This window comes from Thauera sp. ZXT1-4 (genome assembly GCF_052598215.2).
Window position 1 is genome coordinate 81,821 of sequence record NZ_JBQWSN020000007.1, and the last position, 19,634, is coordinate 101,454.

The 19,634-nt window shown below is 64.9% G+C and carries 21 protein-coding genes; 19 read left to right on the plus strand and 2 right to left on the minus strand.

Going from position 1 to position 19,634, the window contains the following annotated elements:
* Nucleotides 1-8 precede the first annotated feature (8 nt).
* The 7 genes from hisF to tatC all read left to right on the plus strand — a co-directional run bounded on the left by hisF (nucleotide 9) and on the right by tatC (nucleotide 3,482).
* Nucleotides 9-767, plus strand: a complete 759-nt coding sequence (hisF, locus tag ACUH78_RS07865; RefSeq protein WP_435750500.1) for an imidazole glycerol phosphate synthase subunit HisF — start codon at nucleotides 9-11, stop codon at nucleotides 765-767.
* Nucleotides 764-1,159: a phosphoribosyl-AMP cyclohydrolase gene (gene hisI, locus ACUH78_RS07870; protein WP_418365168.1), complete on the plus strand. Its 396-nt coding sequence runs from the start codon at nucleotides 764-766 to the stop codon at nucleotides 1,157-1,159. The genes hisF and hisI overlap by 4 nt, the downstream gene beginning before the upstream one ends.
* Nucleotides 1,156-1,494, plus strand: a complete 339-nt coding sequence (locus ACUH78_RS07875; protein ID WP_418365167.1) for a phosphoribosyl-ATP diphosphatase — start codon at nucleotides 1,156-1,158, stop codon at nucleotides 1,492-1,494. The genes hisI and ACUH78_RS07875 overlap by 4 nt, the downstream gene beginning before the upstream one ends.
* Nucleotides 1,491-1,838, plus strand: a complete 348-nt coding sequence (locus ACUH78_RS07880; RefSeq protein ID WP_445333162.1) for a histidine triad nucleotide-binding protein — start codon at nucleotides 1,491-1,493, stop codon at nucleotides 1,836-1,838. Before ACUH78_RS07875 ends, ACUH78_RS07880 begins: the two co-directional genes overlap by 4 nt.
* 10 nt (nucleotides 1,839-1,848) lie before the next feature.
* A complete protein-coding gene (gene tatA, locus ACUH78_RS07885) occupies nucleotides 1,849-2,079 on the plus strand; it encodes a Sec-independent protein translocase subunit TatA (RefSeq protein ID WP_418365165.1) in 231 nt (76 codons plus the stop codon).
* A gap of 93 nt (nucleotides 2,080-2,172) precedes the next feature.
* Nucleotides 2,173-2,664, plus strand: coding sequence for a Sec-independent protein translocase protein TatB (gene tatB, locus ACUH78_RS07890; protein ID WP_445333161.1), 492 nt, complete (start codon nucleotides 2,173-2,175; stop codon nucleotides 2,662-2,664).
* A complete protein-coding gene (tatC, locus tag ACUH78_RS07895) occupies nucleotides 2,661-3,482 on the plus strand; it encodes a twin-arginine translocase subunit TatC (protein ID WP_418365163.1) in 822 nt (273 codons plus the stop codon). The genes tatB and tatC overlap by 4 nt, the downstream gene beginning before the upstream one ends.
* A 53-nt stretch (nucleotides 3,483-3,535) precedes the next feature.
* Here the strand turns inward: tatC and ACUH78_RS07900 are convergent, their stop codons facing one another.
* Complete coding sequence (locus ACUH78_RS07900) at nucleotides 3,536-4,699, minus strand: Do family serine endopeptidase (protein WP_418365162.1); 1,164 nt, start codon at nucleotides 4,697-4,699, stop codon at nucleotides 3,536-3,538.
* 71 nt (nucleotides 4,700-4,770) lie between these two features.
* On the opposite strand from ACUH78_RS07900, the gene ACUH78_RS07905 reads away from it, so the two are divergent.
* Nucleotides 4,771-5,520: a Nif3-like dinuclear metal center hexameric protein gene (locus ACUH78_RS07905; protein WP_418365161.1), complete on the plus strand. Its 750-nt coding sequence runs from the start codon at nucleotides 4,771-4,773 to the stop codon at nucleotides 5,518-5,520.
* A gap of 3 nt (nucleotides 5,521-5,523) precedes the next feature.
* Here ACUH78_RS07905 and ACUH78_RS07910 read toward each other — a convergent pair whose 3' ends face one another.
* On the minus strand, nucleotides 5,524-7,179 hold the full coding sequence (locus ACUH78_RS07910) for a type IV pilus assembly protein FimV (RefSeq protein WP_445333160.1): 1,656 nt from the start codon (nucleotides 7,177-7,179) through the stop codon (nucleotides 5,524-5,526).
* 460 nt (nucleotides 7,180-7,639) lie between these two features.
* Here ACUH78_RS07910 and sucC point away from each other — a divergent pair, with 460 nt between their 5' ends.
* From sucC to trpC, 11 genes are all read left to right on the plus strand, one after another.
* The gene (gene sucC, locus ACUH78_RS07915) at nucleotides 7,640-8,800 is read left to right on the plus strand and encodes an ADP-forming succinate--CoA ligase subunit beta (protein ID WP_418365159.1); all 1,161 of its coding nucleotides are present in this window, start codon (nucleotides 7,640-7,642) and stop codon (nucleotides 8,798-8,800) included.
* Between the two features lie 12 nt (nucleotides 8,801-8,812).
* Nucleotides 8,813-9,706, plus strand: coding sequence for a succinate--CoA ligase subunit alpha (gene sucD, locus ACUH78_RS07920; protein WP_418365158.1), 894 nt, complete (start codon nucleotides 8,813-8,815; stop codon nucleotides 9,704-9,706).
* A gap of 157 nt (nucleotides 9,707-9,863) precedes the next feature.
* Nucleotides 9,864-10,556, plus strand: coding sequence for an FHA domain-containing protein (locus ACUH78_RS07925; RefSeq protein ID WP_418365157.1), 693 nt, complete (start codon nucleotides 9,864-9,866; stop codon nucleotides 10,554-10,556).
* 118 nt (nucleotides 10,557-10,674) lie between these two features.
* Nucleotides 10,675-11,436, plus strand: a complete 762-nt coding sequence (locus tag ACUH78_RS07930) for a 3',5'-cyclic-nucleotide phosphodiesterase (RefSeq protein WP_445333159.1) — start codon at nucleotides 10,675-10,677, stop codon at nucleotides 11,434-11,436.
* A 78-nt stretch (nucleotides 11,437-11,514) separates the two neighbouring features.
* Nucleotides 11,515-13,866, plus strand: a complete 2,352-nt coding sequence (locus ACUH78_RS07935) for a GspE/PulE family protein (RefSeq protein WP_445333158.1) — start codon at nucleotides 11,515-11,517, stop codon at nucleotides 13,864-13,866.
* A 94-nt stretch (nucleotides 13,867-13,960) separates the two neighbouring features.
* Entirely contained in the window at nucleotides 13,961-14,656 is a 696-nt protein-coding gene (rpe, locus tag ACUH78_RS07940) for a ribulose-phosphate 3-epimerase (RefSeq protein ID WP_418365154.1), read from the plus strand.
* Nucleotides 14,653-15,327, plus strand: coding sequence for a phosphoglycolate phosphatase (locus ACUH78_RS07945; RefSeq protein WP_418365153.1), 675 nt, complete (start codon nucleotides 14,653-14,655; stop codon nucleotides 15,325-15,327). Before rpe ends, ACUH78_RS07945 begins: the two co-directional genes overlap by 4 nt.
* Nucleotides 15,328-15,625: 298 nt before the next feature.
* Nucleotides 15,626-17,098 (plus strand): anthranilate synthase component I, encoded by a 1,473-nt coding sequence (gene trpE, locus ACUH78_RS07950; RefSeq protein WP_418365152.1) that lies wholly within the window; start codon nucleotides 15,626-15,628, stop codon nucleotides 17,096-17,098.
* Between the two features lie 82 nt (nucleotides 17,099-17,180).
* A complete protein-coding gene (locus ACUH78_RS07955; RefSeq protein WP_418365236.1) occupies nucleotides 17,181-17,768 on the plus strand; it encodes an aminodeoxychorismate/anthranilate synthase component II in 588 nt (195 codons plus the stop codon).
* 20 nt (nucleotides 17,769-17,788) lie between these two features.
* On the plus strand, nucleotides 17,789-18,832 hold the full coding sequence (trpD, locus tag ACUH78_RS07960; RefSeq protein ID WP_418365151.1) for an anthranilate phosphoribosyltransferase: 1,044 nt from the start codon (nucleotides 17,789-17,791) through the stop codon (nucleotides 18,830-18,832).
* A complete protein-coding gene (trpC, locus tag ACUH78_RS07965; RefSeq protein WP_445333157.1) occupies nucleotides 18,829-19,629 on the plus strand; it encodes an indole-3-glycerol phosphate synthase TrpC in 801 nt (266 codons plus the stop codon). The genes trpD and trpC overlap by 4 nt, the downstream gene beginning before the upstream one ends.
* Nucleotides 19,630-19,634 lie beyond the last annotated feature (5 nt).

Here is a 19,634-nt window from a genome sequence, read left to right on the forward strand (position 1 = left end):
TGCCGCTGATGCTCGCCAAACGCATCATTCCCTGCCTGGACGTGAAGTCCGGGCGTGTGGTCAAGGGCGTCAATTTCGTCGAGCTACGCGACGCCGGTGATCCGGTCGAGATCGCCCGCCGTTACGACGAGCAGGGCGCTGACGAGATCACCTTCCTCGACATCACCGCGAGTTCGGACGACCGCGACATCATCCTGCATGTGGTCGAGCAGGTCGCCGAGCAGGTCTTCATTCCGCTCACCGTCGGTGGCGGCGTGCGTGTGGTCGAGGATGTGCGCCGCCTGCTCAATGCCGGCGCTGACAAGGTCAGCATGAACACCGCGGCGGTCAACAACCCGCAACTGGTGAATGACGCCTCGAGCAAGGTCGGCAGCCAGTGCATCGTGGTGGCGATCGACGCCAAGCAGACCGCGCCCGGCAAGTGGGAGGTGTTCACCCACGGCGGGCGCAACAACACCGGGCTGGACGCCATCGAGTGGGCGCGCAAGGTCGAGTCGCTCGGCGCCGGCGAGATCCTGCTCACCAGCATGGATCGCGACGGCACCAAGAGCGGCTTCGATCTCGCGCTCACGCGGGCGGTGTCGGATGCGGTGCGCATCCCGGTGATCGCCAGCGGTGGTGTCGGTACTCTGGAGCACCTCGCCGAGGGCGTCTCGGAAGGCCGTGCAGACGCGGTGCTGGCGGCGAGCATCTTTCATTTCGGACAGCACACCGTGCGCGAGGCCAAGGAGCTGATGCGCGCGCGAGGGATCGAGGTACGGCTGTGAGCGAGAACACGCGCTGGTTGAACGAGGTCAAGTGGGATGAGCATGGCCTGGTTCCGGTGATCGCGCAGGAGGCTTCCACCGGGGATGTGCTGATGTTCGCCTGGATGAACCGCGAGGCCCTGCAGCGCACCGCCGAGACCGGCGAAGCCATCTACTGGTCGCGTTCGCGCCGTAAGCTGTGGCACAAGGGTGAAGAGTCCGGTCATGTGCAGAAGGTGCTCGATATCCGCATCGACTGCGACAACGACGTGGTGTTGCTGAAGATCGAGCAGGTTGGCGGCATCGCTTGCCACACTGGGCGCCATAGCTGTTTCTTCCAGAAGTATTTCGATGACGGTCACTGGCAGGCCGTCGAACCGGTTTTGAAAGACCCGCAGGAGATCTACAAATGATCGATATCGAAGTGCTGCATCGCGTGGCCGAAACCCTGGCTGCGCGCAAGAAGGCCGATCCGGATTCCTCCTACGTCTCCAGCCTTTACCAGAAGGGCACCGACACGATCTGCAAGAAGGTCGCCGAGGAAGCCGCCGAGACCATCATGGCCGCCAAGGACAAGGACATGTTGCACCTGGTTTGGGAGGTCACCGACCTCTGGTTCCACTCCATGGTGCTGCTCGCCCATCACGGCCTTTCGGTGGACGACGTACTCGCCGAGTTCCGTCGCCGCGAGGGCGTGTCGGGTATCGATGAGAAGAAGTCGCGTACCGCGCAGGGGGCGGGTGCATGAGCGACTGCATCTTTTGCCGCATCGTGCACGGCGAGATTCCGTCGAAGAAGGTCTATGAGGACGAGCACGTCTACGCCTTCCACGACATCAATCCGGTCGCGCCGGTACATGTGCTGGTCGTGCCGAAAGTGCACGTCGACTCGATGGCGCACCTGTCCGAGGAACACGAGGCGGCAATGGGGCGTCTGATGGTTGCAGCCGGGCGCATCGCGCGCGAGCAGGGCTGCACCGAGGGCTTCCGCACCATCGTCAATACCGGAAGAGTCGGTTTGCAGGAGGTGTATCATCTGCACCTCCACATTCTGGGCGGGCCGAATCCCCTGCCGCCCATGTTGAAGCGTTAAGGAGAGCGGTATGGGTTCTTTCAGCATCTGGCACTGGCTCATCGTGCTGGTCATTGTCCTGCTGGTGTTCGGTACCAAGAAGCTGCGCAACATCGGCTCCGATCTCGGTGGGGCGGTGAAGGGCTTCAAGGAAGGCATGAAGGAGGGCGATGCGAATGCCTCCGGCACGCAGCAGAAGATTGCCGAGGACCAGACCATCGAGGGCGAGGCGCGCGAAAAGGTAGACCAGAACCGGTCCTGAGCGACGCGTCTCGCAATCCGAGGGGCGCCCTGAACGGAGCGCCCCTTCGTTTTCCTGCGGACCCGCTCGGGTCCGTGTCTCGAGCGAGCACACATGTTCGACTTCGGCTTTTCGGAACTCATGGTGATCGGCGTCGTGATGCTGATCGTGGTCGGGCCCGAGCGCCTGCCCAAGGTCGCGCGCACGGCGGGGCACCTGCTCGGGCGCGTGCAGCGCTACGTAACGGACGTGAAATCCGACATCCAGCGTGAGATGCAGCTCGAAGAGCTCAAGAAGCTTCAGGAGCAGGTCAAGCAGCAGGCGCAAGAGCTCGAGTCCACCGTGCGTCAGGGTGTGGCGAGCGTCGAGTCCGAGGTGGGGCAGGCCGCGGAAGAGGTGCGCTCGATTCTGCCCAACGGCACGCGCGCCAGCGAGACTGCGCCGGTCAAGGGCGAGGGCGGCAGTGCGGAAGCGGCCGCAGACCCCGGACCGGTCCGGGGCGGTGCGCTGCTTGCGAGCGGTACGGAACACCGGCCACAGCTCGAGCTCGGTCTTGACGGGGCCGCCCCGGCTTCGGCTCCCACCCCGGACAAGGGCAAGGCATGAGCACACAACAGGAAACCTTCATCTCGCACCTCGTTGAACTGCGAGACCGGCTGATCCGCGCGCTGCTTGCGGTTGTCATCGTCTTCGTGGTGCTGATGCCCTGGGCGGGAGACATTTACGACATCCTCGCCAAGCCGATGATGGACACCTTGCCCGCGGGCACCAACATGATCGCCACCGGGGTGGTCACGCCCTTTTTCGTGCCGGTGAAGGTAACCATGATGGTCGCCTTCGTGTTTGCGCTGCCCTGGGTGCTCTATCAGGCTTGGGCCTTCATCGCGCCCGGGCTTTATGCACATGAGAAGCGCATGGCGCTGCCCCTGGTACTCGGCAGTACCCTGCTGTTCCTGATCGGCATGGCGTTCTGCTACTTCTTCGTGTTCGGCATGGTATTCAGCTTCATCGCCGAGTTCGCCCCCAAGAGCATCGTGCCTGCGCCGGACATAGAGCAGTACTTGTCCTTCGTGATGTCGATGTTCATCGCCTTCGGGATCACCTTCGAGGTTCCGGTGGCCGTGATCCTGATGGTCAAGGCTGGCATCGTCGATGTGGCCAAGCTCAAGGAGATGCGTCCCTACGTGATCGTGGGGGCGTTCGTGATCGCCGCGATCGTCACCCCGCCCGACGTGGTCTCGCAGTTCATGCTCGCCGTGCCGATGTGTCTGCTCTATGAGTTGGGCATCGTGCTCGCACGCATGATTACGAAACCCTCGCCGCAGAAAGAGGCTGCTGCCGGTTATGAGCCGCCCTCGATCGAAGACATGGATCGCGAGCTCGATCGTATCGAGGCCGAAGAGGGCAAGGGCGGGAAGTCCTGACAGCTCTCCGGGCCGTGCGCCGGAATGCGCGCGGTTTTGCGCGCGGTTCTGACCTAGCGCCGTGTGCTGGCGGGTGTTGGCCGGCGACCGACTTCGACCGTGAGCTCGAGTTGCTCGCCGTTCCTTTTCACCGTGAAGCCGGACTTTCTGCCGGGAGGGAGGGCGGCGACCATGTCCAGCATCGCCCTCGGGTCGCGAACGCTGCGCCCGTCGACCGCGATCAGGATGTCTCCCGGGCGGACGCCGCCGCGATCCGCGGGGCTGCCGCGCAGCACGCCCGCGATCAGCGCGCCGTTGGCGTCCGGGTGGCCGAACGAGGCCGCCAGTTCGGCGGTCAGGTCCTGTATCTCCACGCCGACCCAGCCGCGCACCACCTCGCCGCTGGCGACGATCTGCTGCAGCACGTCGCGCACGATCGATACCGGGATCGCGAAACCAATGCCAAGCGAACCGCCAGAGCGAGAGTAGATCGCGGTGTTGATGCCTACCAGATCGCCGCGGCTGTCGACGAGGGCACCACCCGAGTTGCCGGGGTTGATGGCGGCGTCGGTCTGGATGTAGTTCTCGAAGGTGTTGATGCCGAGCTGGCTGCGCCCAAGCGCAGACACGATGCCCATGGTCACGGTCTGGCCCACCCCGAAAGGGTTGCCGATGGCGAGCACGACGTCGCCCACCGTCAGGCTGTCGGTACCGGAGAAAGTGATCACCGGCAGCGGTTCATCCGTCTCGATGCGAAGGATGGCCAGGTCGGTTTCCGGGTCGCGGCCGATCAGGCGGGCGGAGAACTTGCGTCCGTCGTTCAGTGCAACCTCGATCGCATCGGCGGTTTCGATGACGTGGTTGTTGGTGAGGACATAGCCCTCAGGGCTGACGATGACGCCCGAGCCCAGGCCGGCTTCGCGCTGGCCTCGTTCCTGTTGTGGGCGGTCGCCAAAGAAATGACGGAACAGCGGATCGTCGAACAGCGGGTGGCGCTGGCCACGGCCGGCGCTGGTGGTGAAGATGTGCACCACCGCCGGCATCGAGCGTTGCGCGGCGTCGGCGTAGGAGCTTGTCGCCTGGGCGCGCGCTTCGCCGTTGTCCGGCGCTTCGAGAATCGCGACAACCGATGCCGGGGTGGCTGTGCGCAGCCACTCCGGCTTGAGCGTGTTGAGCACGAACAGCACGGCCACGCTGACGGTGACGGCCTGCGCGAAGATGAGCCACAAGCGGCGCATAATGTGGGCCTGATGGTGTCGGGTGGGGCGCAGAGGAAGCGCAAGCCCGTCCATGGAATGGAGAGGATCGAATGCAACTTGCCGAGCTTGGGGCGCAACTGGACGCGCTCCTGGATACCCCGCGGCTCAAGGATTATTGCCCAAACGGTCTGCAAGTGGAAGGTCGTGCCGAGGTTGCACGTGTGCTGTGTGGTGTCACCGCCAGCCAGGCCTTGATCGACCATGCCGTGGGCGGCGACTACGATGCGGTGTTCGTCCACCACGGCCTGTTCTGGCGTGGCGACGATGGACGGGTGACCGGCTACCGGCGTCGTCGCCTGCGTGCCCTGCTTGCCAACGACATCAGCCTGTTCGCTTACCATCTGCCGCTCGACATGCACCCGGAACTCGGCAACAACGCGCAGCTCGGGGCGCTGATGGGCTGGCAGGTCGAAGGTCGCTTCGCTGATCAGGACCTGGGCTGGATCGGTCGTCCCGCCCGGGCGGACATGACGGCAGGCGACCTTGCTGTCACGATCGGCGCGAGCCTGCGGCGCGATCCGATGCTGGTGGGCGACGCCGGGCGTGTGGTGCGAAGGGTGGCCTGGTGCACCGGTGCCGCGCAGGGGTATTTCGAGCAGGCGATCCTCGCCGGCGCGGATCTGTATGTGTCAGGCGAGATCTCGGAACAGACGGTGCACCTCGCGCGCGAGTCCGGAGTGCCTTACCTTGCTGCGGGTCACCATGCGACCGAACGCTACGGCGCTCGCGCCGTGGCAGAGCATCTCGCGCGGCAATTCGGATTGCAGGCCGACTTTGTCGATCTCGACAACCCGGTGTAGCCCCTAGCGCGGCAAGGTGGAGGCCGGCGGAGCGACCTGCTCCATCACGGACTTGTACGGTCCGAGCTGGTCGTCGAGGATTGCCGCCAAGGTGAGGATTTCGTCCACCACGGGGAACGGGAAGCCTGCGCGGGTGCCGTCCCGGTTGTCGCGCAACAGGTGCTGCAGGTAGCGTTGGCAAACGGTGGTGCCCCAACTGTGCTGCAGGTTTTCGGAAACGTGCGAGAGGTCTTCGAGGCTTGCCGAAATGTTGCGCAGGGTGTCGTAATTGTCCCAAGTGACGGTGTTGACGTTGAAGGTCTTGTTGAGCTCGCGTGCGACGGCATCGAACTCCTCGCGCAGGCCGCCTGCGCGATAGGCCTCCAGCAGCTTCAACCACGGCGTGACGGCTTCGCGCGGGTTGCTGCGGATGAACTCGGCGAGCGTGTCCGCAGCGCCGCGCACGCGGCCGAAACTCATCATGATCTCGGCGAGCTCGACCGCGGACTTGTGCTCCTCCATGGATTCGGTGTCGACCACTTCCGGCGGCGGCGCAAGGGAGAAGGCCTCGGCCCGTGCTTCCGCCGGCGTGGGGGGGCGGGTGACTGTGGACGTGGAAACCGTGGTTGGGCTTGCGAACAGGGTATCCTCCGCACGCGCGACGCCACGTCGCACGTTCTCGCGTGCGTCCTCATCCGTCGGCCGTTTCGCTACGGGGGGCGGTTCGTTGCGCCGGCCGCGCAGCCACAGCGCCAGCAGCAGGGCGACAGCCCCCAAGCCGGCGAACAGGTAAACGTCGTTCTGTATCGTATCGGTCGCAGTCGGCGCTTGCGCTGCGGGCGCTGCAGCGACGGGCGCGCTTGCTGCAGGGATGGACGGAATGGCAGGCGCTGCTGCCGGCGCGCTCGCGACTGCCGCTCGCAGCCGAGCCTCCAGTCGGGCCTGGATCTCTTCCAATTCCTTGATGCGCGCGAGTAGTTCCATCTCGGCAATGATGCTGCGGTCGATGGCGGCCGCGAGTTCGCGCTCGCGGGTCAGCAGATCGGCCGAGGGCTCTGCGGGCGTGCGTTCGCCCCGTGTGTTCGCACCGACCGGGGGCTCCGCCTTGTCGACGACGAGGCGATCGCTGGACGATTCTCCTCCTGCGGGACGGCCTTTGGATGCAGTGCGCGCGGGAGGCTCACCTTTGGCGGGGGCGGTTGCTGGTTTCTTCGGCGTCGTGGCCGGAGGCGCTCCCGCGCCTGGGCGCGATGCAGGACGGGGGCGCGCTTGCGGCCTGGGCTGCGGAGCTGCGGTATCGGCCGCCGAGGTGAAAGGGAGCAGGAGGGTGAACTCCTTGTGCAGGCGCGATTCGCAGATGTTTTCGACCGCGATGCGGACGATGGGGTCGTGTACGCGGGCGCTGCTACGGATCACAAGTCGGGCCTGTGTGCCACGCCCCTCAATAGTGATCTGCCCGCTGCCGATGGCAGGAATCCCGTCTTCTTCGGCCCGAACGCTGGCCACCCGGAAGCAACCGACTTCAGTGCCGGCGCCGATGAGTGCAATCTCTGCGCGGAAGGCCTCTCCCAGCGCCGAGGTTCCCTGGATTTCGCCCAGCGAAGCCGCGTGCACCGCCGGCGTCTGCGTCAGCAGGGCGGCTGCAATGGCAAGGGAAAGCGGTATGAGTTTGGTGTTCATCGTCCGCGCGTCCGGCGCTGGGTTGTTCGAGTGGGACTTTTTTTATCAGGCCTGCAAGGTCCGCTCCAGGAACTCTGTCGCATGATCGTGCATGAAATTGTACTCGCTTCGACGGTGTGCGCACCGCATCACGCCTTGTTTGCGACGCTTTCGGGCGCTTGGTTGGTCGTGCTGCTCCATGACGGCGGCGAGAGGGGTGGGCCCGGAATTGTGCTCCCGTCCAGCCTGTATCGCGCAATTGCAGTGCACCAGTGCGCCGTCCAAAGCGGGTTATAATTATGGAGTCTTGCACCGGGGCATTTGTGCGCCCGGCTTGCGGGTCGGGTCGGGGGGGTCCCGATTCAATACGACGGGCGGCGGCCGAGGGAGACGACGCCCGTGGCGGAGCGCGTGCTCCGAGTCGTGCCATCAACCTGTTCGTGACGGTCAGTGCCGTCACGGCTTCGATCGAAGGGCAACCATGAAGATTCATGAGTATCAGGCAAAAGAACTGTTGAGAAAATACGGCGTCGTTACGCCGCGCGGCTTCCACTGCGTGTCGGTCGACGGAGCGGTCAAGGCGGCCGAGGAACTCGGCGGCAAGATCTGGGTGGTCAAGGCCCAGATCCACGCGGGTGGCCGCGGCAAGGGCGGCGGCGTAAAGCTCGCCCGTTCGCTCGACGAAGTGCGCCAGCACGCCAATGACATCCTCGGCATGCAGCTCGTGACCCACCAGACCGGCCCCGAGGGCCAGAAGGTGCGCAACCTGCTGATCGAGGAAGGCGCCGACATCAAGCACGAATACTACGTCGCCGCGCTGACCGACCGTGCCACGCAGAAGGTTGCGATGATGGCCTCCTCGGAAGGCGGCATGGACATCGAGGAAGTCGCCCACAGTACCCCCGAGAAGATCCTCAAGGAGTTCGTCGATCCGCTCGTCGGTCTGACCGACGCTCAGGCCGAGAACCTGGCCCGCGGCATCGGGGTGCCCGACGCTTCCGTGGCCAAGGCGGTCGACACGCTCAAGCGCCTTTACACCTGCTACATGGAAACCGATGCCTCGCTCGCGGAAATCAACCCGCTGATCCTCGAGGGCAACGGCAACATCAAGGCGCTCGACGCGAAGTTCAACTTCGACTCCAACGCCCTCTACCGTCACCCGGAAATCGTCGATTTCCGTGACTTCGACGAAGAGGACGCTGACGAGCTCGAAGCATCCAAATTCGACCTTGCCTACATCAGCCTCGACGGCAACATCGGTTGCCTGGTGAATGGCGCCGGTCTGGCCATGGCTACCATGGATACGATCAAGCTGTTCGGCGCCGAGCCGGCCAACTTCCTCGACGTCGGCGGCGGCGCGACCACCGAGAAGGTCACCGAAGCCTTCAAGATCATGCTCAAGAACCCCAAGGTCAAGGGCATTCTGGTCAACATCTTCGGCGGCATCATGCGGTGCGACACCATCGCCACCGGCGTGGTCGCTGCAGCCAAGGAAGTTCACCTCTCCGTCCCGCTCGTGGTGCGCATGAAGGGCACCAACGAAGACCTCGGCAAGAAGATCCTCGCCGAGTCGGGTTTGCCGATCATCACCGCCGACACCATGGCGGATGCCGCGACCAAGATCGTCGCTGCGGTCAAGTAAGGAGAGCTTCGAATGTCCATCCTGATCAACAAAGACACCAAGGTCATCACCCAGGGCATCACCGGCAAGACCGGTCAGTTCCACACCGAGAAGTGCCAGGAATACGCCAACGGCAAGAACTGCTTCGTCGCCGGCGTGAACCCGAAGAAGGCGGGCGAGAAGATCTTCGACATCCCCATCTACGCCTCGGTCAAGGAAGCCGCTGCCGAGACCGGCGCCACCGTGTCGGTCATCTACGTGCCGCCCGCGGGTGCTGCCGATGCCATCTGGGAAGCCTGCGAGGCCGACCTCGACCTGGCGATCTGCATCACCGAAGGCATCCCGGTCCGTGACATGCTGATGGTGCGCAACAAGATGAAGCAGAAGGTTGCCGCTGGCGGCAAGGAAACCCTGCTGCTCGGCCCCAACTGCCCCGGCCTGATCACGCCCGACGAGATCAAGATCGGCATCATGCCCGGCCACATCCACCGCAAGGGCCGCATCGGCGTCGTGTCGCGCTCCGGCACGCTGACCTATGAAGCCGTGGCTCAGCTCACCGAGATCGGTCTCGGCCAGTCCTCGGCGGTCGGTATCGGCGGCGACCCGATCAACGGCCTCAAGCACATCGACGTGATGCGCATGTTCAACGACGATCCGGACACCGACGCGGTGATCATGATCGGCGAGATCGGCGGTCCGGACGAAGCCGAAGCCGCGATGTGGTGCAAGGCCAACATGAAGAAGCCGATCGTCGGCTTCATCGCCGGCGTTACCGCCCCGGCCGGCAAGCGCATGGGCCACGCTGGCGCGCTGATCTCCGGCGGTGCCGACACCGCCGACGCCAAGCTCGCCATCATGGAAGAGTGCGGCTTCAAGGTCACGCGTGACCCCTCCGAAATGGGCAAGCTGCTCAAGGCGATGCTCTGATCGTTCTTGCATGACGCAGACAAGAGGCGCCGGCGAGTCCGGCGCCTTTTTTGTTAACGCGTTGCGGTCGCGCTGTAGAATGCGCTCGTGCGTTGTTTCCGCTGCGACTTGCGGTGCGCGCAGGGACTGCAACAGGAACTCTTCGACGGGTAGGGTCATGCCGAAACTGGTTCTCAGCATGGACGGTCTGGTGCTCAAGGAGCTGCCGATCGTCAAGGAGCGCACCACCATCGGGCGCAAGCCGGACAACGACATCCAGATCGACAACCTGGCGATCAGCGGGCACCACGCGGTGATCACCTGCATCACCAACGATGCCTTTCTCGAAGACCAGAACAGTACCAACGGCACCTATCTGAACGGCCAGCAGGTCAAGAAGAATGTCCTGCGCAACAACGACGTGATCGAGCTGGGCAAGTACCGCATCAAGTACATCGTCGACGACGCCAAGCCCGGACTGGCGGCATCCGAGATGATCGACTCGGTTGCCCTCAAGCCGTTCCAGATGCCCGGTACCATGGTCGATGCCGAGGTTGCAACCGATGTCGGGCTGTCCGGTACCCAGGCTGCACCGGCGGCGGGCGCTGTCACTGGCGTGATCCAGGTCCTCAGCGGCGGCAATGCAGGGCGTGAACTGGAACTCACCAAGTCGCTGACGACGCTCGGGAAGCCCGGGCGTCAGGTTGCGGTCATCACGCGGCGACCGCACGGCTTCTTCATCACCCATGTCGAAGGCGCGAGCTTTCCGCTCGTCAACGGCAAGGCAATCGATGCCCAGGCGCGCCCGTTGCGCGACCACGACATCATCGAGCTGGCTGGCGTGAAGATGGAGTTCTTCCTGCGCGCCTGAGCGCGCGACGAGCCGTGATTTTGTGCCGCGGCAGCCGGAGCCCGAAGTGTTAACTTTGATCGCATCATGAGGATTCTGCGCTGACCTCAGGTCGGGCGCGCGATGGGTGGTCGGAGAGATGAGGCTCGAGGTTCTGGGGTGCAGTGGTGGAATCGGTGGCTCGCAGTCGCGCACCACCTCCTTCCTTGTTGACGACGACATCCTGATCGACTGCGGCACGGGTGTGGGTGACCTGCCGCTGGAGGTGCTTCGCCGCATCGATCACGTTTTCCTCACCCATGTCCACCTCGATCACATAGCAGCCCTGCCTCTGCTGGTGGATACGGTGGGCGAGCTGAGGGCCTCGCCGCTCGTGGTGCATGCGCTCGGCGAGTCCATCGCAGCCCTGCAGGCGCACATCTTCAACTGGCAGATCTGGCCGGATTTCACCGCGATTCCCGACCGTGAGCGGCCCTTCATGCGCTTCAGCCCCCTGCAGGTGGGGGACTCCGTCGAGCTCGATGGAAGGTGCATTACCGCGCTGCCTGCGCGGCACACCATCCCCTCGGTGGCGTATGGGCTTGACAGCGGGCATGGGCAACTGGTCTTCTCTGGCGACACTGCGTACTGTGAAGAACTGATCGATGCGATCAATGCCTGCCCGCAACTGCGCCACCTCATCCTCGAGACCGCCTTCGCCGAAGACCAGCAGGCGCTGGCGAGCGCGTCCCGGCATCTGTGCCCGAGCTCCGCACATGCCATGCTCGACCGCATCGGCGGAGCGCCCCGGGTGCACGTCAGTCACCTCAAGCCAGGCGCAAGCCTGCGCATCATGGAAGAACTGCACGTGGGAGGACGGATCCTGCGTCGGCTCGGCCAGGGCGACGTGCTCGAATTCTGAGCGAGCGGGTGCGGGGGTGCCGCAGCGACGGGCAGGTAGCGCCTGCCTGATCCAGAACGAAGAGCAAGCGAGGAGAGAATGACCGAGAATGCGCCCCCCGTCAGCGCCGTGACGCGCCGCCTGGCCTTTTTCAAGGGATTGCAGACGCTCACGAACCGGATCCACGCGAGCCGGAATGTCGACGAGCTCCTCCTTGAGCTTGCGCCAGAGTTCTGTGCCCTGTTCGAGGCCGAGCGCTTCAGCATCTACACTGTGGATGAGAGCGGGCACTCCATCATCACCCGGGTGAAGACCGGGCTGAGCGGCGTGCAGAGCATTCGCTTGCCGATCGCCGAGAACAGCATCGCAGGCTTTGTCGCGCTCAGTGGGCAACTCGTTAACATCCGGGACGCCTACGACGACTCCGAACTGCACCAGATCTCGCCTGGGCTCAAGCTCAGGCGCGAGGTCGATGCCAGTACCGGCTTCCACTCCCGCCAGATGCTCGTCGCCCCGATCCGCGATCCGGAGAGCGGCAAGCTACTTGGTGTGTTGCAGCTGATCAACACGCTGAGCGGGGCGCCTTTTTCCCAGATTGCGGAGGAGGGCGTGCAGGGGCTTGCGCAGACGCTGGCCGTCGCTTTTCTGCGCCATGCGAGCCAGCCCGCAAGGCTGCGCTCCCGCTTTGACGCCTTGGTCATGGACGGGCGGATCACGGCCGAGGAGTTCGCCGATGCCACGCGCGATGCACGCGAGAATGGCAACGGCACCGAATCCGTTCTGATCGACCAGTTCGGCCTGGGGACTGCAGAGCTGGGCGAAGCGGCGGCACGCTTCTTCGGCGTGCCGTACCAGCCCTTCGTGGCCAACCACGTCAAACCGCTGGACCTGCTGCGCAACATCAAGCGCGAGTATGTCGAGCAGAGCCTCTGGCTACCCTATGAGGAAACCACCGAAGGCGTGGTGATCCTGTGCATCGATCCCGAGCAGGTGAGGAGTTCGGGTGTCGCGCAGAACGTGTTTCTGAAGAAGCGCCTCAGCTACCGCGTCACGACCGAGCGTGATTTCGAGCAGACCATCGAACAGTTCTTCGGCGTCGACCTGGGCGATGCCTCGGTCAACGACCTGCTCTCCGGGCTCGACGAGCACGAGGAGGAAAGCGTTGCGCGTAAGGACGATGTCACCGCTGCAGCGGACAACGAACTGGTCAAGCTGGTCAACAAGGTCATCATCGACGCCTACAAGCAGGGTGCCTCCGACATCCACATCGAGCCGCGCCCCGGGCGGGAGAAGACCCTGATCCGGTTCCGCAAGGACGGCTCCCTCGTACCTTACATCGAGGTGCCGGCGAGCTACCGCAATCCGCTCGTGACCCGCATCAAGATCATGTGTGATCTCGACATCGCCGAGCGCCGCAAGCCGCAGGACGGCAAGATCCGCTTCCGCAAGTTCGCGCCCATCGATCTCGAGCTGCGCGTGGCCACCCTGCCCACCCAAGGGGGTATGGAGGATGTGGTCATGCGCCTGCTCGCGAGCAGCGAGCCGATCCAGATCGACAAGCTCGGGCTGCTGCCCTTCAATCTCGAACGGCTCAAGGGGGCGATCGCCAAGCCCTACGGCATCTTCTTCGTGTGCGGTCCCACCGGCTCGGGCAAGACCACCACGCTGCACTCCATCCTCAACTACATCAACACGCCCGACACCAAGATCTGGACGGTCGAGGACCCCGTGGAGATCACCCAGAAGGGTTTGCGCCAGGTTCAGGTCAACCGCAAGGCCGGCATCGACTTTGCCACCATGATGCGTGCCTTCCTGCGTGCCGATCCGGACGTGATCATGGTGGGCGAGATGCGTGACCACGAGACCGTTACCGTGGGTATCGAGGCCTCGCTCACCGGCCACCTTGTGTTCTCGACCCTGCACACGAACAGCGCGCCCGAGTCGGTGGTTCGCCTGCTCGACATGGGTATGGACCCGTTCAACTTCGCCGACGCCCTGCTCGGCGTACTCGCCCAGCGCCTCGCCAAGCGCCTGTGTCTGAAGTGCCGGGCGGCCTATCACCCGGACGAGGACGAGATGCATCGCATGCTGGAGGAGTACTGCGAGGACATGCACCTCGTAGACGAGTTCCGGGCCGACCCGGAAGGCGCGCGGGGAAGGGTGCTTGCGCGCTGGAAGGAGGCATTCGCCGACAAGGCGGGGCGCTTCACGCTCTATGCCCCGGTGGGGTGCGAGCATTGCAACCACGGCTACAAGGGGCGGGTGGGCCTGCATGAGCTCATGCAGGGTTCGGAAGCGATCAAGCGTCTGATCCAGGAGCGTGGCCGCGTAGACCAGGTACTTGGCCAGGCGCTGCACGAGGGCATGCGCACCCTGCGCCAGGACGGCATGGAGAAGGTGTTGGCGGGCATCACCGACATGAAACAGGTGCGCAAGGTCTGCGTGCGCTGAGCGCACAGTTGCTGCGTTTGTGGCTGCTGGCGGCCACAAGCGCGTGTCTGCTGCGGTTAGAATCCGGACTGACCCCCTGCCTCCGGAGACCGCCATGTACCGCATCGCCCCCAGCCTGCTGTCCGCCGACTTCGCCCGCCTCGGCGAGGAAGTGCGCAACGTGATCGCCTCCGGCGCCGACTGGATCCACTTCGACGTGATGGACAACCATTACGTCCCCAACCTCACCATCGGCCCGCTGGTGTGCGAGGCGATCCGTCCCCACACCACCGCGCCGATCGATGTGCACCTGATGGTGAAGCCGGTTGACCGCATCATTCCCGATTTCGCCAAGGCCGGTGCCAGCATCATCACCTTCCACCCCGAGGCCTCCGAGCACATCGACCGCTCGCTCGGCCTGATCCGCGACTCGGGCTGCCAGGCCGGGCTGGTGTTCAATCCCGCCACGCCGCTGGCCTGGATGGACCACGTCATGGACAAGATCGACGTGGTGCTGCTGATGAGCGTCAACCCCGGTTTTGGCGGCCAGAAGTTCATTCCCGAGACCCTGGTCAAGCTGCAAGCGGCGCGAGCGAGGCTCGATGCCTACGAGGCACGTACCGGGCGCCGCATCCTGCTCGAGATCGACGGCGGGGTGAAGACCGAGAACATCGCCGACATCGCGCGTGCGGGCGCCGACACCTTCGTCGCCGGCTCCGCGGTATTCGGCGCGGGCAAGGAGGGCGACCCCCACCGCTACGACTCGATCATCGGTGCCTTGCGCAGCGAGCTTGCCCGGGTGGCTGCATGAGCGCACGCTTTGCCCCGCAGGCCGTGCTGTTCGACCTCGATGGCACCCTGCTCGACACTATCGCCGATCTCACCGATGCCGCCAACCGGATGCTGGTTGAGCTCGGTCGCCCGGTCCGTAGTCAGGACGAAATCCACAGCTTCGTCGGCAAGGGTATTCCCAACCTCGTGCATCGCTGCATGACGGAGGGCAGTCATGCGCGCGAGGAGGAGATCGCGACTGCAGTGACGGTGTTCCGCCGCCATTACGCCCTCGTCAATGGTGCTCGCACCCGTATCTACCCGGGCGTCGTCGAGTTGCTGGGCGCCTTGCGCACACGAGGCCTGCCGCTGGCGGTGGTGACCAACAAGGCGGAGGCTTTCACGCTGCCGCTGCTCGCACGCATGGAGATCGCGCATTTCTTCGATACCGTGGTGAGCGGTGACACGCTTGCGGTGAAGAAGCCCGATCCGGCTGTACTGCATCTGGCCTGCGAGCGGATGCGGGTGGAGGCACCGCGCGCACTGATGATCGGCGACTCGGCCAATGACGCATTCGCCGCCCGCAGCGCGGGCATGCCGGTGCTGCTGGTGCGCTACGGATACAGCGAGGGCATGCCGGTGGACACCATAGAATGCGATGGGCTACTATCGAACGCACTCGAAGTGTTGGATCATATCGCCTGTGCATAGCGAACCAACGCTCTGCAGTCGTCGGCCGGACTCTCGCGCGGATCTTTCGCGCGGTTTTCCAACGCAGTTCTCTCGCGCAATCGTTCATATCCACTCAAGATCGACATCGTGATGCTCGCAACCCGGGATCGCTTCATCGCCGCCTCGCCCTCCGTCCAGCCGGTCTGGAACGGTGGCTGGCGTTGGCCTCTGGGCCACTGAACGCGACCTCCCACCGCGGGGTCTGCGGCGCATCCGCCGCATCCCTGCCCCGCCTGCTGCAAGCCCTTCCGATTCAAACGATCCACGTGGAGCCCCCATGCTCGAACACGAGTTCAACGCCCTCGCCGCCGAGGGCTACAACCGCATTCCGCTCACCCTCGAGACCTTCGCCGATCTCGATACCCCGCTCTCCATCTACCTGAAGCTCGCCAACGAGCCCTACACCTACCTGCTCGAGTCGGTGCAGGGAGGGGAGCGTTTCGGCCGTTACTCCTTCATCGGGCTCTCGTCGCCCACGCGCATCGAGGTCTATGGCCGCTCGGCGCTGCTGCTCACCGGCAACCGCCTGGTCGAGCGCCGCGACTACGGCGATCCGCTCAACTTCGTCGCCGAGTTCATGAACCGCATCAAGGTGCCGCCACGCGAGCATTTGCCGCGCTTCGCCGGCGGGCTCGTGGGCTGCTTCGGCTACGACACGGTGCGCTACATCGAGCCCAAGCTGGCGAAGACCGAGAAGACCGATACGCTGGGCACTCCCGACATCCTGCTGCTGCTGTCCGAGGAGGTCGCCATCGTCGACAACCTCAGCGGCAAGCTCACGCTCGTCGTGTACGCAGAGCCGGAGGTGCCCGGTGCGTACAAGCGCGCCCAGAAGCGTCTGCGCGAGTTGCTCGCCCGGTTGCGGGCGCCGGTGCAGATTCCCGAGGAGATCCGAGCCGAGTCCGCGCCCGCGGTGTCGAGCTTCGGCGAAGAAGGCTTCAAGGACGCGGTGCGCCGCGCCAAGCAGTACATCGTCGACGGCGACGTGATGCAGGTCGTGTTGTCGCAGCGCATGAGCAAGCCCTACGCCGCCAGTCCGATGGCGCTGTACCGCGCCATCCGCTCGCTCAATCCTTCGCCCTACATGTTCTATTTCAACTTCGAGGACTTCCACGTCGTCGGCGCCTCGCCCGAGATCCTGACCCGGCTTGAGGACGACGTCGTCACCGTGCGCCCGATCGCCGGCACGCGCAAGCGCGGCGCCACGGTGGCCGAGGATCTCGCGCTGGAAAAGGAGTTGCTCGCCGACCAGAAGGAAATTGCCGAGCACGTGCAGTTGCTCGACCTTGGCCGCAACGACGCCGGGCGCGTATCCGAGATCGGCTCGGTCAAGGTCACCGAGCGCTTCACCATCGAGCGCTACTCGCACGTGATGCACATCGTCTCCAATGTCGAGGGCAAGCTCAAGGAGGGGCTCGATGCGCTCGCCGTGCTGCGCGCTACCTTCCCCGCCGGGACCGTGTCGGGCGCGCCGAAGGTGCGGGCGATGGAGATCATCGATGAACTGGAGCCGGTCAAGCGCGGCATCTATGCGGGTTCGGTTGGCTATCTCGGCTTTCATGGCGACATGGACATCGCGATCGCGATCCGTACCGCGGTCGTCAAGGACGGGCAGATCCACGTCCAGGCCGGCGCGGGCATCGTCGCCGACTCCGACCCCGAAGCCGAATGGCAGGAAACGCAGAGCAAGGCGCGTGCAATGCTGCGCGCCGCCGAGATGGCCGAAGGCGGGCTGGACACCCGGGCCTGAGTGCTCTGGCGCGCCCCGCGCCTGTGTAACCTGAATGCTTACGAAGCCGGCCCACTCCGCCGGCCTTCGCGAAGGGAAGACCATGCTGCTGATGATCGACAACTACGACAGCTTCACCTACAACCTCGTGCAGTATTTCGGCGAACTGGGCGCCAGGGTGAAGGTGTTCCGCAACGACGAGATCACCCTTGAACAGATCGAGCGCCTCGCGCCGGATCACCTCGTCATTTCGCCCGGGCCATGCTCGCCGGCCGAGGCCGGCATCTCGGTTCCGGCCATCAAGGCCTTCGCCGGCAAGCTCCCCATCCTTGGCGTGTGCCTTGGCCACCAGAGCATCGGTGCCGCCTTCGGCGGGCGCATCGTGCACGCGCAGAAGCTGATGCACGGCAAGACCTCACCCGTGCATCACAAGGATGCCGGCGTGTTCCGCGGTCTGCCCAATCCGCTGACCTGCACGCGCTATCACTCCCTTGCGATTGAACGCTCGACGCTGCCCGACTGTCTGGAAGTGACCGCCTGGACCGACGACGATGAGATCATGGGTGTGCGCCACAGGACACTCGACATCGAGGGTGTGCAGTTCCACCCCGAATCCATCCTCACCGAGTGCGGACACGCGCTGCTGAAGAACTTCCTCGACCGCGGCGCACGCCTGCCGGCCGCCGCCTGAGACCTCGCTGCGAGACCATCATGACCACGATTACTGCCCAGCAAGCCCTGCAACGCACGATCGAGCACCGCGAGATTTTCTACGACGAGATGCTGTCGCTGATGCGACAGATCATGGCCGGCGAGATCTCGCCGCTGATGACCGCGGCCATCCTCACCGGGCTGCGGGTCAAGAAGGAAACCATCGGCGAGATCACCGCCGCAGCCACCGTGATGCGCGAGCTGTCGACCAAGGTCGTCGTGCAGCCGCCGCACGATCACTTCCTGGACGTGGTCGGGACGGGGGGGGATGGCGCACACACCTTCAACATCTCCACGGCCACCATCTTCGTTGCTGCCGCGGCCGGTGCGCGTGTGGCCAAACACGGCGGGCGCAGCGTTTCGTCCAAATCGGGCGCGGCCGACGTGCTCGAGGCGCTCGGCGTCAACCTGGACCTCACGCCGCAGCAGATCGCCGAGTGCATCGAGGCGACCGGCATCGGCTTCATGTATGCCCCGGCGCATCACGCGGCGATGAAGAACGTCGCTCCGGTGCGGCGCGAGATGGGCGTGCGCACGATCTTCAACATCCTGGGCCCGCTAACCAATCCGGCCAGTGCCCCCAATACCTTGATGGGTGTGTTCCACCCCGACCTCGTCGGCATCCAGGCGCGCGTCATGCAGCGCCTTGGCGCCAACCACGTATTGGTGGTGCATGGCCTGGACGGCATGGACGAGGTCAGCCTCGGCGGTACCACGCTGGTCGGCGAGCTCAAGGACAACAAGGTCACCGAGTACGAGATTCACCCCGAGGATTTCGGCCTCGCCATGGCGGGCAGCCGCAACCTGCGCGTCGAGGACGCCGCAGAGTCGCGCGCGGTGCTGCTGGGCGTGCTCGACAACCAGACCGGGCCTGCACGCGAGATCGTCGTCTTCAACGCCGGCGTGGCGCTGTACACCGCCAACCTGGTGGATACCATCGGCGCCGGCATCCTGCGTGCTCGCGAGACCATCGAGAGCGGCGCCGCGCGGGCCAGGCTCGACGCGTTCGTGCGCTTCACCCAGCAGTTCCGGAGCGGCAAATGAGCGACATCCTGCAGAAGATCTGTGCCGTCAAGGAGCAGGAGGTCGCCGCCGCGCGCGCCGAGCTGCCCCAGCCCGCGCTGCGTGCGCAGGCGGAGGCGGCGGCGCCGGCGCGCGATTTCGTCGCCGCGATCCGCGCGAAGCATGCGGCCGGCCGCCCTGCGGTCATCGCCGAGATCAAGAAGGCCAGTCCGTCCAAGGGTGTCATCCGCGCCGACTTCCACCCCGCCGAGATCGCCGCCGCGTACGAGCGCGCTGGCGCCGCCTGCCTGTCGGTGCTTACCGACCGCCAGTTCTTCCAGGGTGACCCCGCCTACTTGCAGCAAGCCCGCGCTGCGTGCAGGCTGCCGGTGCTGCGCAAGGACTTCATGATCGATCCCTACCAGGTGTTCGAGGCCCGGGCGATGGGTGCCGACGCCATCCTGCTCATCGCGGCCTGCCTCGATCTCGCGCAGATGCGCGACATGGAGCTGCTCGCGATCGCGCTCGGCATGGCGGTGCTGGTCGAGGTGCATGATGGCGCCGAGCTCGACCAGGCCCTGCAGCTGCAGACGCCGCTGATCGGTATCAACAACCGCAACCTGCGCAGCTTCGAGGTCTCGCTGCAGGCCACGCTCGACCTGCTGCCGCGCATCGCCAGCGGCCCAGGCGGGCGCGTCGTGGTCACCGAGTCGGGCATCCTGCAGCCGCAGGACGTCGCGTTGATGCGCAGCCACGACGTGCATACATTCCTCGTCGGCGAAGCCTTCATGCGCGCGCCCGACCCGGGTCTGGAGTTGCAGGCCTTGTTCGGCGGCTGACGGAC

What these genes read in the sequence shown, in the direction of transcription:
- hisF (WP_435750500.1), top strand. Translation starts at nt 9, where the DNA reads ATGCTCGCCAAACGCATCATTCCCTGCCTGGACGTGAAGTCCGGGCGT.
- ACUH78_RS07875 (WP_418365167.1), top strand. Translation starts at nt 1,156, where the DNA reads ATGATCGATATCGAAGTGCTGCATCGCGTGGCCGAAACCCTGGCTGCG.
- ACUH78_RS07880 (WP_445333162.1), top strand. Translation starts at nt 1,491, where the DNA reads ATGAGCGACTGCATCTTTTGCCGCATCGTGCACGGCGAGATTCCGTCG.
- tatA (WP_418365165.1), top strand. Translation starts at nt 1,849, where the DNA reads ATGGGTTCTTTCAGCATCTGGCACTGGCTCATCGTGCTGGTCATTGTC.
- tatB (WP_445333161.1), top strand. Translation starts at nt 2,173, where the DNA reads ATGTTCGACTTCGGCTTTTCGGAACTCATGGTGATCGGCGTCGTGATG.
- tatC (WP_418365163.1), top strand. Translation starts at nt 2,661, where the DNA reads ATGAGCACACAACAGGAAACCTTCATCTCGCACCTCGTTGAACTGCGA.
- ACUH78_RS07900 (WP_418365162.1), bottom strand. Translation starts at nt 4,699, where the DNA reads ATGCGCCGCTTGTGGCTCATCTTCGCGCAGGCCGTCACCGTCAGCGTG.
- ACUH78_RS07905 (WP_418365161.1), top strand. Translation starts at nt 4,771, where the DNA reads ATGCAACTTGCCGAGCTTGGGGCGCAACTGGACGCGCTCCTGGATACC.
- ACUH78_RS07910 (WP_445333160.1), bottom strand. Translation starts at nt 7,179, where the DNA reads ATGAACACCAAACTCATACCGCTTTCCCTTGCCATTGCAGCCGCCCTG.
- sucC (WP_418365159.1), top strand. Translation starts at nt 7,640, where the DNA reads ATGAAGATTCATGAGTATCAGGCAAAAGAACTGTTGAGAAAATACGGC.
- sucD (WP_418365158.1), top strand. Translation starts at nt 8,813, where the DNA reads ATGTCCATCCTGATCAACAAAGACACCAAGGTCATCACCCAGGGCATC.
- ACUH78_RS07925 (WP_418365157.1), top strand. Translation starts at nt 9,864, where the DNA reads ATGCCGAAACTGGTTCTCAGCATGGACGGTCTGGTGCTCAAGGAGCTG.
- ACUH78_RS07930 (WP_445333159.1), top strand. Translation starts at nt 10,675, where the DNA reads ATGAGGCTCGAGGTTCTGGGGTGCAGTGGTGGAATCGGTGGCTCGCAG.
- ACUH78_RS07935 (WP_445333158.1), top strand. Translation starts at nt 11,515, where the DNA reads ATGACCGAGAATGCGCCCCCCGTCAGCGCCGTGACGCGCCGCCTGGCC.
- rpe (WP_418365154.1), top strand. Translation starts at nt 13,961, where the DNA reads ATGTACCGCATCGCCCCCAGCCTGCTGTCCGCCGACTTCGCCCGCCTC.
- ACUH78_RS07945 (WP_418365153.1), top strand. Translation starts at nt 14,653, where the DNA reads ATGAGCGCACGCTTTGCCCCGCAGGCCGTGCTGTTCGACCTCGATGGC.
- trpE (WP_418365152.1), top strand. Translation starts at nt 15,626, where the DNA reads ATGCTCGAACACGAGTTCAACGCCCTCGCCGCCGAGGGCTACAACCGC.
- ACUH78_RS07955 (WP_418365236.1), top strand. Translation starts at nt 17,181, where the DNA reads ATGCTGCTGATGATCGACAACTACGACAGCTTCACCTACAACCTCGTG.
- trpD (WP_418365151.1), top strand. Translation starts at nt 17,789, where the DNA reads ATGACCACGATTACTGCCCAGCAAGCCCTGCAACGCACGATCGAGCAC.
- trpC (WP_445333157.1), top strand. Translation starts at nt 18,829, where the DNA reads ATGAGCGACATCCTGCAGAAGATCTGTGCCGTCAAGGAGCAGGAGGTC.